The sequence below is a fragment of the Acinetobacter bouvetii genome (assembly GCF_902753875.1).
GTDB lineage: Bacteria > Pseudomonadota > Gammaproteobacteria > Pseudomonadales > Moraxellaceae > Acinetobacter > Acinetobacter bouvetii_A.
The window spans coordinates 1-14,262 of record NZ_CADDTS010000030.1 but is presented as its reverse complement, the minus strand read 5'-3'; the positions used below and the strand labels follow the sequence as shown (position 1 = coordinate 14,262).

Below are 14,262 nucleotides of genomic sequence, written 5' to 3'. Positions count from 1 at the left end.
CTAGCGTTTAGCGCTTTGGTCATGCCTCATGATCAGGTTATACTTCTTCGAAAATATGAAATAGGTGGTCAGATGCGTCTCGTCATTTGCTACATCAGTTTATTGGCAACAGGCTTTGCGCTTGTGGGTTGTGGTCAGTCCGGTGCTTTACAGTTACCAAGTGATCAGAACTATGACAAACGTGCAAAATATTTGTTATATCCAAATGTAGATTCTAAACAGCACACTTCAAATAAAGAAGAAGTGACAGCTCCTGTGCAGCAAGAACTTCCTGCTTCATCTGCTGAATCGAATTAATTTTCAATATTTAAACGCGTTATCGAAAGGATACATTCATGAGTTTCACCCGTATTAATGGGGTTCTGCACGCAGAGCAATGTTCGTTGCAACAACTTGCGCAGCAATTTGGCACGCCACTGTATGTTTATTCAAAAGCGACTTTTGAAAAGCATTATCTGGATATGGACCGTGCATTTGGCTTTATCGATCATCAAATTTGTTTTGCGGTGAAGTCGAACTCTAATATTGCGGTATTGAATGTACTGGCCAAGCAGGGTGCAGGTTTTGATATTGTGACTGGTGGCGAGTTGGCACGTGTGCTTAAAGCCGGTGGAGATGCCGCTAAAATTGTATTCTCTGGCTTGGGTAAATCTGAAGCAGACATTAAAAAAGCACTGGAAGTGGGTATTGCCTGTTTCAATGTCGAATCTTATGCAGAGCTTGATCGCATTCAGAAAGTGGCTGCTGAGCTGGGTAAGAAAGCGCCGATTTCTTTACGTGTGAATCCGGATGTCGATGCCAAAACCCATCCTTACATTTCGACTGGTTTGAAAGAAAATAAATTTGGTATTCCATCTGATAGCGTGTTTGAAACCTATCAATATGCTGCGTCTTTGCCGAATCTGGACGTTGTGGGTATTGACTGTCACATTGGTTCGCAGTTGACTGAAACTCAGCCTTTTGTAGATGCTTTAGATCGCGTGATTGTGATGATCGACAAGTTGAAAGAGCTGGGTATTGAACTGAAACACATCGACATTGGCGGTGGTTTAGGTGTGACTTATAAAGATGAAGTGCCACCGACCGTAGAAGAATATGCCAATGCATTGCGTCCCGCTTTAGAAAAACTCGGTTTGAAAGTATATATGGAACCGGGTCGCAGTATTTCGGCTAATGCCGGAGTATTATTGACCAAAGTGGATTTGCTCAAACCGACCAATCATCGTAACTTTGCCATTATTGATGCGGCCATGAATGACCTGATTCGTCCTGCTTTATATGAAGCATGGATGAATATTCAGGAAGTAACGCCACGTTCTGATGTTGAAGCCAAAGACTGGGATGTAGTCGGTGCAATTTGTGAAACCGGTGATTTCTTGGGTAAAGAGCGTCAGCTGGCACTACAGGAAAATGATGTCCTCGCTGTTTTAGGGGCGGGCGCCTATGGTTTTGTGATGAGTTCAAATTACAACAGCCGTGGCCGCGCAGCGGAAGTGATGGTTGATGCCGATCAGGCACATTTGATTCGTGAGCGTGAAACGATTGAATCATTGTGGGAAAATGAGCGTTTATTGCCCTAATGGAGATATCTGAGATGTTTTTAGAATTTACCAAAATGCATGGTCTGGGCAATGATTTTATGGTGGTTGATCTGATCAGCCAGCGTGCTTATTTAGACACCATGACCATTCAGCGCTTGGCAGACCGTCATTTCGGGATTGGTTTTGACCAGCTACTGATTGTTGAACCACCTGATTTACCGAATGTCGATTTTAAATATCGTATTTTCAATGCCGATGGTTCTGAAGTTGAACAATGCGGTAATGGCGTGCGTTGTTTTGCGCGTTTTGTGCATGAACGTCAACTTACCACCAAAACCAAAATTAAAGTGCAAACCAAAGCCGGCATTGTCGAGCCTGAACTGGGTCAAAACGGTTGGGTGCGGGTGAATATGGGCTATCCTAAATTCTTGCCGCAGGAAATTCCGTTCTTTGCAGATGAACCTGAAAATTTGTATGACATTGATTTGGCCAACAATGAAAAGTTGACCATTGATGTGGTGAATATGGGTAACCCGCATGCCGTGACCATTGTTCCTGATGTGATTACTGCAGATGTTGCGCGTATTGGGCCACAAGTGGAATCGCATGAACGCTTTCCACAGCGAGTCAATGCCGGGTTTATGCAAATTATTGATGAAAAACATGCACGTTTACGCGTATTTGAACGCGGTGTGGGTGAGACTTTGGCTTGTGGTACTGGAGCATGTGCTGCGGCAGTATCGGGCATGCGCCGTGGTTTGCTGGCAAATGCGGTAGAAATTGAGCTGGCTGGTGGCAAGTTGCAAATTGAATGGAAAGAGGGTGATGTGGTCTGGATGACCGGTCCGACAGCCAATGTTTATCAAGGTCGTATCGATTTAAGTTATTATCAACAATAAAACTGAAAAACTGAAATTTGAATAAAAAGCACTATCACCCTGATGGTGCTTTTTTTATCTGTAAAATTGGATGTTGGATAAGTCACCCTGAAGTGGCTAGAATAAAAATCCTAATTGTTTTATATGAATTTTAACCCTTTAAAAAGTGAGGAAAAACGTGATTGATCCAGAGATGCAAATACGTTCTCCTGCCGATTTATTGGGGATGTGGCTCAAAGAACGAAAGATTCAAAATCAATCTGAACATACATTGCAGGCTTATGAACGAGATGTCTCAGATTTTTTAAATTTTTGTGAAGTCAAAAAACTGGATTTGGCCAGCGTGGAAGCGACTGATTTGCGTGAATATTTGGCGCATAAGGTTGAACAACAGCAACTCAGTTCCAGCAGTTTACAGCGGCTCTTGTCCTCTATTCGTCAATTCATGAAATGGGCAGAACAGGGTCAGTATCTGGCTTTTAACCCGGCGGATGATTTTCAGTTAAAGCGTTTGCCTAGGCCTTTGCCCGGTATGATCGATATTGAAACCATTAATCAGATTTTAGATCAGCCTGCGCCGGAAACTGAAGCACAGCAACAGATGTGGCTGCGCGATAAAGCGATTTTGGAATTGCTATATTCGAGTGGTTTGCGTCTGGCAGAAGTGCAGGGCTTACGGATTAAAGATCTGGATTTTAACCGCCAGCTGTTAAGGATTACCGGTAAGGGCAATAAAACTCGGGTGGTGCCTTTTGGCAGCAAAGCCAAAGATGCGGTGATGAAATGGTTACAGGTCTATCCATTGTGGAATGGAGATTTTGTTCCGGATGCTCAGGTTTTTATTACCCAAAAGGGTAATCCGCTGGGTGCACGGCAAATTGAAAATCGGGTCAAATTTCAGGCACAGCGTGCCGGTGTGAATGTGGATTTACATCCGCACTTGTTACGGCATTGTTTTGCCAGTCATATGTTGTCAAATAGTCGTGATTTACGTGCTGTACAGGAAATGTTAGGGCACAGTAATTTAACCACGACGCAAATCTATACCCATGTCGATTTTGATCATCTGGCACAGGTTTATGATCAGGCGCATCCGCGAGCACAGCTGAAAAAATAATCACACTTTAACTGGCTCAGGTTTTATAATTGGCGCAGAATTTGCTTGATGATTAGTAAGATTGGATGGAGAATTCATTCAACTTAAATAAAGCTGTGAAAAAATATCAGTTCATAAAGATGACATTTTGAACTATTGTCGGATAATAAAAAGACAATTTTTAAGGTATAAAAATAGAGTATAAGTGAATCAGTGGGTGGCATGAATCATCTATACAGATGAAATTATTTTTTGTTCCACTGTATGTAAGCTCAATTTTGGGAATCGAAGCGATAGGCAAAACCATGATTTCAGATATTCAAGAGAAATATAGTCAGTTAAACCAGGCACAAAAGGATATTTTTGCGGGTTATGGACTGCGTCAAGTTAAACATTTTGTAGAAATAAGTTTGCCGAATATCGAGCCATCTTTGCCTGCGCATGCACATGTACAAGGGATTAATCAGGAAGGTAAGGTGCAGGCAGTGAATGATCTGACCAAACAAACCTATCTCTGGATTTCAGACTTGCAATGGCAGGAGCGTCCGATTGCGACCAAGAATGTCGATTTAAAAGAAGACTTTTTAGTGGTCTGGAAAATATTCAACCTGCAAGCCTATGACCTGATTGATTTAAGCCATATCCACCGTGATTTTTTACAAGGTCAGCTGGCATAGTTCGATTCAAGTTGATCCAAACTCTATGCAATATAAGGGCTATCTTAATCTTGACTAATGGATGCAAGTAGCCCTGAAAGTGCGATGTAAAAAACAGCACACAGCTTCAGTTTTTATTTTTAAAGCGTCGCAAACCCATCCAAAGCCAAGATTCAATCGGCGATTTAAGTCAAGTCATGCTGCTATTGGATCAACTCGCTTAGCTATTCTCTTCAGGTATTAAACATATCCCGCATTTTTTAGTTTCTTAATATCCTGATACGGATGTCCGCATTCACATGTCATCCAGTGGAAGCTGGAAACTTTGCTTGATAATTTGACTAGGTAAATCGGTCTTTACACTGGTAATGCCATTTTTCTTGGTCAAATGTGCTGACTGAAACTTACGGTAACTTTCCAGATCTGGAACCACCACTTTAAGCATGGCATCACATTCACCCAAAATAATATAGCATTCCATGACCTGAGGCAGTTCTTTCATGGCTTCAATAAAGGTATCAATGGTTTCTGCATCCTGACCGACCAGCCAGATCCGTGAAAACAGAATCAGTTGCAAGCCCACTTTTTGTGGATCAACCACGGTGGTGTAATTCTGAATAACACCAGCTTCTTCCAGCAATTTCACCCGACGCAGACAAGAAGAGGGCGAGAGGCCAATGACACGGGCCAGATCATTGTTTTGCATACGGCCATTGTTTTGCAGTTCACGAATGATACTTTTATCGATACGATCAAGCTTTACTGCAATAGACTTGGAAGAAAGTTTCATAAATTAGAATATAATTCGAAAAATAATATCTATTATAGAATAATTGAAATCCTATTTTATACAGTTTCAAACATACTAAATTCACTTTCAGGACATAGAAAGGGAAGAATTGAAATGTCTGTATTTGCATTGTTTGCCTTAACGGTGATCCCCCTAATTTTCACACCAGGACCAGATATGTTGTTTATCCTGTCACAAGTGATGGGTAAGGATGCAAAAGCAGGCATGATGGCAACTATTGGTATTTGCTCAGGTTATCTGGTGCATTCAATTCTAGTGGCTTTGGGTATTGCAGCGATTATTGTGTCTTTTCCTGTATTATTTGAAACCATTCGTTGGTTAGGTATTGCTTACCTTTTATATTTGTCAGTCCATTTAATAGGTTCAGTGTTTAGCAATAAAAAACTCAGTGTTGAGAAAAAATCAGCTTCAAATCCAATCAAAAAAGGATTTTTTACTGCACTGTTAAATCCTAAAGGTATGCTGATTTATTTTGCAATTTTGCCGCAGTTTATTGATCAATCAACCAACACGGTTACGCAAGGTTTGATTCTGTCTTTTATCTTTATTGGCTTGATTTTTGTGGTGTATTGCAGCTTGAGTCTAGTGTTTGAACGAATCACGCAAAATACCCAGATGGATGAACGTAAACAAAAATGGATCGATGGTGGTTCAGGTGGTTTACTCATGCTTGCTGCCACCTGGCTGATCATTAACTAGCAAATTTTAAAGAAAGTATGTCTCATGGCATGCTTTCTTATTTAAGTCTTAGATTAGCATTTGAAGTGCAACACCATGTTCTTGGAATAATACCTGACTCGGGCTTCTAAATCCGAGTCTTTTTCTTGGGCGATGATTCAAACGTTGAGTGATTTCTGAAATATAAGCATCCGAATACCTATTCAAATCACTGCCTTTCTTAATATATTGCCTGATTAAACCATTCGTATTTTCATTCGTTCCTCTTTGCCAAGCGCTATACGGATCAGCGAAATACCAGTCTATTTCCAGTGCTTGAGCAGCATGCTCATGCAGGCTGAACTCTTTGCCATTATCTGCGGTAATCGTCTTTAGCTGGTCTTTTATTGGCCTGAGAAGGCTGATGGTTGCTTGGCAAACTTCCTCTGCTTTGCGTGAGCCACACTTTTTCAGCCATAAATAACCGGTCTTGCGATCTACAATCGACACTAATGACTGTTGATGCTTCTTTCCTACAATCGTATCTATTTCCAGATCACCAAAGCGAGTCCGGTATTCAATCTCAATGGGTCTATCATGAATGCTTTTACGATTACTCAGCTGACCGCGGGTTTCAGGAAAGCCATATTTACGCTTTCTTTGATTTCTGAATCTCAGGTTATGAAAGAGCGTACCACCCTTGTTTTTATCTAGCCGTATAAAACGATAAATTGAATGCAAACTGATTGGAACATGAGAGGCTATCTGTTCAGGACTCCATTGAAGATGAAGGTAGGCAATAATTTGTACCCACATTTCAGAAGGAATTCTTTTAGGGTTGGAACATTGACGTCTTAGGGCAATTTTATTTGCGTGTTGAGCAAAATAACCGTTTCTAGCTCGATTACGATTGATTTCCCTAGAAATGGTTGAAGGTGAACGATTCAGTCTGCAAGCGATATGACGCTTAGAAAAACCTTCACGTAACAAGGCATAAATCTGATATCTTTCTTCTAGAGTGAGATGAGTATAGTTCATGATGCAACTTTGACTTTGGTCGGTCGGAAGCAAATTGCTAGCTCATCTTGCTTCCTTCCAATAATTTAATCTCTGTTGCACTTCATTTGAGAATCTAAGAGTTGAAATAAAATAGATTTGTTGCATGTTTAACTTAAAAAACGCATATTTTTTCAGCAAATCGCTTTAAAAAAATTGCTGAAGCTATCCTAAATGACAGTTCATTGCAGAGAAGTTTAGGCAATAGTGTTCTAAGTGAATATTAAAAAAGATAGGTAAAACAAGGATTAAATCAGAACTTTTGATGAGTTTAATCAGATAAAAACATAATAAAAATCAATGTTTAAAAAATAAATAAATATTGAAGTATTTCATTTGAGTAAAAAGATTTAAAAAAAATATGAACGCGAAGGTCAAGGAAAATTACTCATTTTTACAGCTCTTTCGATAATTGTGACTTGACCGAAATGCCGTACACATTGCAAGATAGGGCACCTAAAAAAATTTAAGTGAAGAGTTATTATAACTTTTCTCAACATTTACATTTGCTAAAACAGCCGAGGATTACATGAAGGCTCTTGTTGCTGTAAAACGTGTGGTTGATGCCAACGTTAAAGTTCGCGTTAAGCCGGACAACAGTGGTGTTGACTTAACGAACGTTAAAATGTCAATTAACCCATTCTGTGAAATCGCAGTGGAAGAAGCGGTTCGTTTAAAAGAAAAAGGAACTGTTTCAGAAATCGTTGTTGTTTCTATTGGTCCTAAAGAAGCGCAAGAACAAATCCGTTCTGCTATGGCGCTTGGTGCAGACCGCGGTATCTTAGTTGAAGCTGACGACAGCCAACTAGGTGCTTTAGAAGTTGCAAAAATCCTGAAAGGCGTTGTAGACGCTGAACAACCTCAGTTGATCCTTCTTGGTAAACAAGCCATTGATGATGACTCGAATCAGGTTGGTCAGATGCTTGGCGCTTTACTTGGCGCAGGCCAAGGTACTTTCGCTTCAGAAGTTAAAGTTGAAGGCGATAAAGTACAGGTGACTCGTGAAATCGACGGTGGTTTACAAACTGTTGAGCTTGCACTTCCGGCAATCATCACAACTGACTTACGTTTGAACGAGCCACGTTATGCTGCGCTTCCAAACATTATGAAAGCGCGTAAAAAACCGCTTGATACTAAGTCACCTGCTGATTATGGCGTAAATCCTGCAACTAAGCTTAAAACGGTTAAAGTTGAAGCTCCTGCAGAACGTAAAGCTGGCGTACAAGTGAAATCTGTAGATGAGCTTGTTGAAAAATTGAAAAACGAAGCGAAAGTGATCTAATACAGAAGGATAAAATCATGAGTATTTTAGTTATCGCTGAGCACGACAACAAAGCACTAAACGGTGCAACTTTAAACGTTGTTGCTGCAGCTCAAAAAATCGGTGGTGATATCACTGTATTAGTTGCTGGTTCTGGCGCTCAAGCAGTTGCTGACCAAGCTGCTAAAGTTGCGGGTGTAAGCAAAGTATTACTTGCTGACGACGCTGCTTATGCAAATCAATTGGCTGAAAACGTTGCTAAATTAGTTGCTGAATTGGGTAAAGGTTATACGCATATCCTTGCTGCTTCTACAACTACAGGTAAAAACGTTCTTCCACGTGCTGCTGCATTGTTAGACGTAAGCATGATCACTGACATCATTGCTGTTGAAAGCCCTAAAACTTTCAAACGTCCAATCTATGCGGGTAACGCAATTGCAACTGTAGAATCTGGCGAATCAGTTGTTGTGGCAACTGTTCGTGGTACTGCATTTGATCCTGTTGCTGCTGAAGGTGGTTCTGCTACTGTTGAAGCTGCTGCATCTACTGGTGATGCTGGTATTTCTAAGTTCGTTTCAGAAGAAATCGTGAAATCTGAACGTCCTGAATTGACTGCTGCTCGTATTGTTGTTTCTGGTGGTCGTGGTGTAGGTTCGGGTGAGAACTATCACAAAGTGCTTGATCCATTAGCGGACAAACTGGGCGCTGCTCAAGGTGCTTCGCGTGCTGCGGTGGATGCTGGCTTCGTTCCTAACGACATGCAAGTGGGTCAAACAGGTAAGATCGTTGCACCTGATCTATACATCGCTGTAGGTATCTCTGGTGCGATTCAGCACTTGGCTGGTATGAAAGAATCTAAAGTGATCGTTGCGATCAACAAAGATGAAGAAGCACCAATTAACGCAGTAGCTGACTACTGGTTAGTAGGTGATTTGAACACAGTTGTTCCTGAATTGGTTTCTAAAATCTAATTCCAGAACACTGTTCAAAAAAACGCTCTTGCGCAAGCAGTGAAAGCAATGCTTTCCTGCTTTGCTCAGGAGCGTTTTTTTTACATTTTTGAATGTGATTTGTAAAGCTAAGGTCTAAATCGATTTTAGATAGCACTGGATTCATGAATGTGGCATGGATGCCATACGTTTCCTATCTTTACTGCATTTTAAAACAATGCTTAAAACGGGCTTGGGAAGTCTTGTATGGGAAACAAAATGTTTATCTCGACTTTTAACCTTTCATAAGTCGAGATATTGCCTACTCGATAGTATTGCAATTCAGTCTATCAAGTGGGGCTTTGCCGAATTAAAAAATGTAAAGTTAAATATTATTAATTTATTTTCTATTTGAATTTTTCAATTTAGATTTTTTTAAAGATTTATAAGCGCATGTGAATAGTTGGTGTTGTGAGGCACCAAAGACAGGCTATTAAGCGTGTTAAAGCTATTCCATATATACATTTAAGTGTCTCAGCTTTGTTCTAAAATATATGTATAGCTGTGAAATCCATGCGCTTTTTAATTTGCATCGAATAAATCCTTTCAATAGCACACGCAAATGAATGAATTGTTCACAAAATTGATTAGTTAAGCTATTAAAAAATGAACCAATTCACATAAAAAAACGACAATTAAAAATGCTGAAAAAATAATCTATAAATTATCGAAAATTAACAAGATTAAGATGAGTGATATGGCACAAAAACAACAGAATTTATGCTATAATTTAAGGCTGTATTTAGATTTTAACTCAGCAGATTTTGGGTTAATTTTTTGCTAGATTGATTATATAAAACGAACAGTTTTTCAGGGCTGTTTGTAATAAGGAGTATGCATGAGCGTATCGGAAATCCGACCGATTGCCATTGAGGATGAACTCAAAAGCTCATATCTCGACTATGCCATGAGTGTTATTGTTTCTCGTGCATTACCAGACGTGAGAGATGGCTTAAAACCTGTTCATCGTCGTGTGCTTTTCGCTATGCACGAGTTAGGCAACGACTACAATAAAGCTTACAAAAAGTCTGCCCGTGTGGTTGGTGACGTGATCGGTAAATATCACCCGCATGGTGATTCTGCTGTTTATGAAACCATTGTCCGTATGGCTCAAGATTTTAGCCTGCGTTACCAATTGGTTGATGGTCAGGGTAACTTCGGTTCAGTCGATGGTGATAGCGCTGCAGCAATGCGTTATACCGAAGTACGTATGCGTAAACTGACCCATGAGCTACTGGCTGATCTTGAAAAAGACACGGTTGAATGGGAAGACAACTACGACGGTTCTGAGCGCATTCCGCAAGTGATGCCTACACGTGTTCCTAACCTGTTGATTAATGGTGTGACTGGTATTGCGGTAGGTATGGCGACCAATATGGCGCCGCACAACATGACTGAAGTCATCAACGCATGTTTGGCCTATGCTGAAAACCCGCATATTTCTATTGAAGGCTTGATGGAGCATATCTCTGGTCCAGATTTCCCTACAGGCGGTATCATTTACGGTAAATCAGGTATTGTTGATGCTTACCGTACTGGTAAAGGTCGTCTTCACATCCGTGGTAAATACCATATTGAAGAAGATCAAAAATCTGGCCGTAGCACCATCGTATTCACTGAAATTCCTTATCAGGTCAACAAAGCAAAAACCATCGAGCGTATTGCTGAGTTGGTGAAAGAGAAAAAACTGGAAGGTATTTCAGAACTTCGTGATGAATCTGATAAAGAAGGGATGCGGATCGCAATTGATCTGAAGCGTGGTGAAAACGCTGAAGTGATTGTGAATAATCTGTTCCTGAACACTCAGCTAGAAAACTCATTCAGCATCAACATGGTGTGTCTGGACAATGGCCAGCCGAAGTTGATGAACCTGAAAGACATCATTGCAGCGTTTATTCGTCACCGCCAAGAAGTGGTGACTCGTCGTACCATGTTCGAACTGCGTAAAGCACGTGAACGTGGTCATATTTTGGAAGGCTTGACTGTTGCATTAGCCAATATTGATGCCATTATTGAAACCATTAAAACGTCTGCCAACCCGGGTGAAGCGCGTGAGCGTTTACAAGCGGGCGAGTGGGCTGCTGGTGGTGTGGTGGCCTTGCTGGAAAAAGCAGGTTCGGTTTCTGTGCGTCCTGAAGAGATTGAAGGCGAAGATCCAAACAAACCATTTGGTCTGGATGGCAATGTTTACCGCTTATCTCCAGCGCAAGTGGGCGCGATTCTTGAATTGCGTTTACACCGTTTGACCGGTCTGGAACAAGACAAGTTACATGCGGAATATTCTGAAATCTTGGGTCAAATTGCTGAACTGACTGCAATTCTGAACGACTTCAACCTGTTGATGGGCGTGATTAAAGAAGAGTTGGCGTTAATTCTGCAACAATATGGCGATGCACGTCGTACTGCGATTGTTGAATCACGTATTGATTTCTCACGTGAAGATTTGATTCCTGAAGAGCAAGTTGTATTAACCGTTTCTAAAACCGGTTATGCGAAAACCCAGCCACTTTCTGATTATGCTGCACAGCGTCGTGGTGGCCGTGGTAAGTCTGCAACTTCAATGAAAGAAGACGACTACATTCAGCACCTGATTGTAACCTCGAACCATGCCACGGTGCTTTGCTTCACCGATGTCGGTAAGGTCTATCGTCTGAAAGTATTTGAAGTGCCACAAGCATCACGTGGTGCCAAAGGTCGCCCAATGGTGAACCTGTTACCGCTAGATGCCAATGAAACGATTACTGCGATTCTTCCGGTAATTGATGCACCGAAGAAATTCAAAGAACGTCTGGCAGACTTCAAGGCATTTGTAAAAGCCAATGCTGCAAAACTGCAAGAAAATGAAATTATCAATTCACATTATGCTGAACTAGAAGCAGCGCTTGCTGAACTTGAAGATGGTGCAGATGACTTGTCTGATGCATTACGCATTCAATTGAAGCAATTGGGTGTTGAGCTTTCAGCAACCGATCTGGATGATGAAATCATTGCCGACTTTGCGCAGCAAGCCGAAGCAGTACGTAAAAACTTCTATGTGTTTATGGCGACCGAGTACGGTACGATCAAACGTGTAGAACTTGAACAGTTCAGTAATGTTCGTTCAAACGGTTTACGTGCCATTGAACTTAATGGCGATGATACCTTGATTGGTGTTGCGATTACCGATGGCGAACAGCAAATCATGTTGTTCTCGAATGAAGGTAAAGCGATCCGTTTCGCTGAAACCGATGTACGTTCAATGGGACGTTCAGCCAAAGGTGTACGCGGTATGCGTGTGACTATTGGTGCAGCGCAAGTTGAAGATGCCGAAGATGCCGATATCGAGTCAGATGATGAAGATAGTTCAGATTCAGCCTTAATCAGCCGTATCGTTTCATTGGTGGTTGTCCCTGAAACGGGTGAAGTGCTGTGTGCTTCTGAAAATGGTTACGGTAAACGTACCCCGGTAGATGACTTCCCGACCAAGAAACGTGGCGGTAAGGGTGTAATTGCAATCAAGACCTCTGAGCGTAACGGTCAGTTGGTGGGTGCAGTTGCGATTGATGCCTCTAAAGAACTGATGTTGATTTCTGATGGCGGTACACTAGTTCGTACACGTGCTTCTGAAGTTGCTCAAACTGGTCGTAACGCACAAGGCGTTCGTCTGATCCGTTTAGGTAATGACGAGTTGCTTGTAGGTGTGGTTTCGGTTGAAGCTGTAGAAGAAGATGAGTTTATTGAAGCAGTTGAAGGTGAAGAAGTCGTTGCCACTGAGGCTTTGATTGATTCTGAAACTTTGGTAGATGATCAAACCATTGCTGATGAAGCTGATAACGAATCAGATTTAAGAGATTCTGACGAATAATAAATTTTGATTTAAAAAAAAGGGCGCTTAGGCGTCCTTTTTTATAGAATTTTTTTAGTTAATTAGGTATTCAATACTCGTTTAAAGTTTTCATCATTACTACAATATTCTAAACAATCTCTAAGAATTCCAACTGCGCGATAGATGTGTTCTGGTTTATCTAAAAATACATGTCCATTTGTTTGTACTTCTAACCCTGCACGAGATAGTTCAATTCTCCGTTGCTCATCAATAGGAACAATAAATTGAATAGTTGGGCGCTTACGATTTATATCGTATCTGAATATCCAGCGGTTATTTTTATTTTGAAAAAGAATCGAATAATAGCTTTCAGTATCTTTTCCTATTAATTCAGTTTCAGGAAATAATTCATTCACAATCCGGTAAAGATCCTGTTCCTCTTTGGTTGTTATTATCTTTTCATTTTCAGGATGAATAATGTCAACTGGCACATTGTTTATTGCTGTTGTTTCCTCAATTTTCGTCGGTTTGGGTTCAATAGGTTGTGCAGTGATAATAGTAGGTGAAGAGAGTCCTTTAACAACAGTATCGCTAATTGCTTGCTCTACAGCTTGTTTTACAAATGGTTGTATCGTTTCTAGAAATTTAGTATTTAATTGGCGCTGAACATTTGCTTGTTGTGCAACATAGCGAACAAAATCTATATCGACCTCATTAATACATTTTTTAATTACTGCTTTAAATTGTTGGATATACTGATTTTCTTCCGCAAAAAAACGTAATTTTTCTACATGGAAGTTATCATGTTTAAATTCTGCTAACTGCACCAGCTCTTCAGCTTTATGTTTCATAAAATCAACAGTTAGAAATGGTTTCTCATCCATTACATTGGGATTAATTAAATCGGTAAAAAAGCGCCATTCTTTACCATTGGTGATTGCTCCAATTGTAACGCCCAAGCTGCTATTAAAATAACGGGATAATTGGGGAGCATGGTTTGTCAGATTTGCTACATAGGGTTTTGCCTCAATAAACATTACAGGCTGACCATTACAATATAAAGCATAATCGACTCTTTCTGTGGCTTTGACTCCGGGAAAATCAGCGGCAAATTCGGCTAAGACTTTGGTTGGGTCATAAGGGCTAAACCCAAGAATATCTAATAATGGTAAGATCAGGGCCTGTTTAGTTGTTTCTTCTGTCGTGCAGTGTTCACCAACTCGCTTAACATGTTCAATGTGGTTCTGTAATTTATTTATAAAAATTTCCATATATACCCCTTTTATTAATTATTGCTGGTTGTAATTTAATCAGTATCATATTTTTTTCTTTATTTTTCAATTATTAAATTATGGATTTCTGGGAAGTGAATAGTTTTAAATTATCTTAGATTAGCATTTGAAGTGCAACACCATGTTCTTGGAATAATACCTGACTCGGGCTTCTAAATCCGAGTCTTTTTCTTGGGCGATGATTCAAACGTTGAGTGATTTCTGAAATATAAGCATCCGA

The 14,262-nt window shown here is 40.5% G+C and carries 12 protein-coding genes; 9 read left to right on the top strand and 3 right to left on the bottom strand.

The annotated features are described in order from the left end of the window. Window positions 1-72: 72 nt before the first annotated feature. From lptM to FB6_RS08650, 5 genes are all read left to right on the top strand, one after another. Window positions 73-297, top strand: coding sequence for an LPS translocon maturation chaperone LptM (gene lptM / locus FB6_RS08670; protein ID WP_174559626.1), 225 nt, complete (start codon window positions 73-75; stop codon window positions 295-297). 38 nt (window positions 298-335) lie between these two features. After that, the gene (lysA, locus tag FB6_RS08665; RefSeq protein ID WP_174559625.1) at window positions 336-1,580 is read left to right on the top strand and encodes a diaminopimelate decarboxylase; all 1,245 of its coding nucleotides are present in this window, start codon (window positions 336-338) and stop codon (window positions 1,578-1,580) included. Between the two features lie 14 nt (window positions 1,581-1,594). Next, window positions 1,595-2,440: a diaminopimelate epimerase gene (gene dapF / locus FB6_RS08660; protein WP_174559624.1), complete on the top strand. Its 846-nt coding sequence runs from the start codon at window positions 1,595-1,597 to the stop codon at window positions 2,438-2,440. A gap of 205 nt (window positions 2,441-2,645) precedes the next feature. Then, window positions 2,646-3,536: a site-specific tyrosine recombinase/integron integrase gene (gene xerA / locus FB6_RS08655; protein WP_174559648.1), complete on the top strand. Its 891-nt coding sequence runs from the start codon at window positions 2,646-2,648 to the stop codon at window positions 3,534-3,536. Window positions 3,537-3,820: 284 nt separating this feature from the next. After that, entirely contained in the window at window positions 3,821-4,192 is a 372-nt protein-coding gene (locus FB6_RS08650) for a hypothetical protein (protein ID WP_174559647.1), read from the top strand. A 274-nt stretch (window positions 4,193-4,466) separates the two neighbouring features. Here FB6_RS08650 and FB6_RS08645 read toward each other — a convergent pair whose 3' ends face one another. After that, window positions 4,467-4,961 carry an Lrp/AsnC family transcriptional regulator gene (locus tag FB6_RS08645; protein WP_174559623.1) on the bottom strand — a complete coding sequence of 165 codons (495 nt, stop codon included), beginning with the start codon at window positions 4,959-4,961 and terminating at the stop codon, window positions 4,467-4,469. Window positions 4,962-5,075: 114 nt separating this feature from the next. On the opposite strand from FB6_RS08645, the gene FB6_RS08640 reads away from it, so the two are divergent. After that, the gene (locus tag FB6_RS08640; RefSeq protein ID WP_174559622.1) at window positions 5,076-5,681 is read left to right on the top strand and encodes a LysE family translocator; all 606 of its coding nucleotides are present in this window, start codon (window positions 5,076-5,078) and stop codon (window positions 5,679-5,681) included. A 48-nt stretch (window positions 5,682-5,729) separates the two neighbouring features. Here FB6_RS08640 and FB6_RS08635 read toward each other — a convergent pair whose 3' ends face one another. After that, the gene (locus FB6_RS08635) at window positions 5,730-6,677 is read right to left on the bottom strand and encodes an IS30 family transposase (RefSeq protein WP_174559621.1); all 948 of its coding nucleotides are present in this window, start codon (window positions 6,675-6,677) and stop codon (window positions 5,730-5,732) included. Window positions 6,678-7,224: 547 nt separating this feature from the next. Between FB6_RS08635 and FB6_RS08630 the strand changes: the two genes are divergently transcribed. The 3 genes from FB6_RS08630 to gyrA all read left to right on the top strand — a co-directional run bounded on the left by FB6_RS08630 (window position 7,225) and on the right by gyrA (window position 12,789). Continuing rightward, window positions 7,225-7,977, top strand: coding sequence for an electron transfer flavoprotein subunit beta/FixA family protein (locus FB6_RS08630; RefSeq protein ID WP_174559620.1), 753 nt, complete (start codon window positions 7,225-7,227; stop codon window positions 7,975-7,977). 17 nt (window positions 7,978-7,994) lie between these two features. Then, on the top strand, window positions 7,995-8,927 hold the full coding sequence (locus FB6_RS08625) for an electron transfer flavoprotein subunit alpha/FixB family protein (RefSeq protein ID WP_174559619.1): 933 nt from the start codon (window positions 7,995-7,997) through the stop codon (window positions 8,925-8,927). Between the two features lie 856 nt (window positions 8,928-9,783). Continuing rightward, entirely contained in the window at window positions 9,784-12,789 is a 3,006-nt protein-coding gene (gyrA, locus tag FB6_RS08620) for a DNA gyrase subunit A (protein WP_174559618.1), read from the top strand. 62 nt (window positions 12,790-12,851) lie between these two features. Here gyrA and FB6_RS08615 read toward each other — a convergent pair whose 3' ends face one another. Next, complete coding sequence (locus FB6_RS08615) at window positions 12,852-14,021, bottom strand: type I restriction endonuclease (protein ID WP_174559617.1); 1,170 nt, start codon at window positions 14,019-14,021, stop codon at window positions 12,852-12,854. Between the last annotated feature and the right edge of the window lie 241 nt (window positions 14,022-14,262).

What these genes read in the sequence shown, in the direction of transcription:
- FB6_RS08640 (WP_174559622.1), top strand. Translation starts at nt 5,076, where the DNA reads ATGTCTGTATTTGCATTGTTTGCCTTAACGGTGATCCCCCTAATTTTC.
- gyrA (WP_174559618.1), top strand. Translation starts at nt 9,784, where the DNA reads ATGAGCGTATCGGAAATCCGACCGATTGCCATTGAGGATGAACTCAAA.
- FB6_RS08650 (WP_174559647.1), top strand. Translation starts at nt 3,821, where the DNA reads ATGATTTCAGATATTCAAGAGAAATATAGTCAGTTAAACCAGGCACAA.
- dapF (WP_174559624.1), top strand. Translation starts at nt 1,595, where the DNA reads ATGTTTTTAGAATTTACCAAAATGCATGGTCTGGGCAATGATTTTATG.
- FB6_RS08625 (WP_174559619.1), top strand. Translation starts at nt 7,995, where the DNA reads ATGAGTATTTTAGTTATCGCTGAGCACGACAACAAAGCACTAAACGGT.
- FB6_RS08630 (WP_174559620.1), top strand. Translation starts at nt 7,225, where the DNA reads ATGAAGGCTCTTGTTGCTGTAAAACGTGTGGTTGATGCCAACGTTAAA.
- FB6_RS08635 (WP_174559621.1), bottom strand. Translation starts at nt 6,677, where the DNA reads ATGAACTATACTCATCTCACTCTAGAAGAAAGATATCAGATTTATGCC.
- lptM (WP_174559626.1), top strand. Translation starts at nt 73, where the DNA reads ATGCGTCTCGTCATTTGCTACATCAGTTTATTGGCAACAGGCTTTGCG.
- FB6_RS08615 (WP_174559617.1), bottom strand. Translation starts at nt 14,021, where the DNA reads ATGGAAATTTTTATAAATAAATTACAGAACCACATTGAACATGTTAAG.
- lysA (WP_174559625.1), top strand. Translation starts at nt 336, where the DNA reads ATGAGTTTCACCCGTATTAATGGGGTTCTGCACGCAGAGCAATGTTCG.
- FB6_RS08645 (WP_174559623.1), bottom strand. Translation starts at nt 4,961, where the DNA reads ATGAAACTTTCTTCCAAGTCTATTGCAGTAAAGCTTGATCGTATCGAT.
- xerA (WP_174559648.1), top strand. Translation starts at nt 2,646, where the DNA reads ATGTGGCTCAAAGAACGAAAGATTCAAAATCAATCTGAACATACATTG.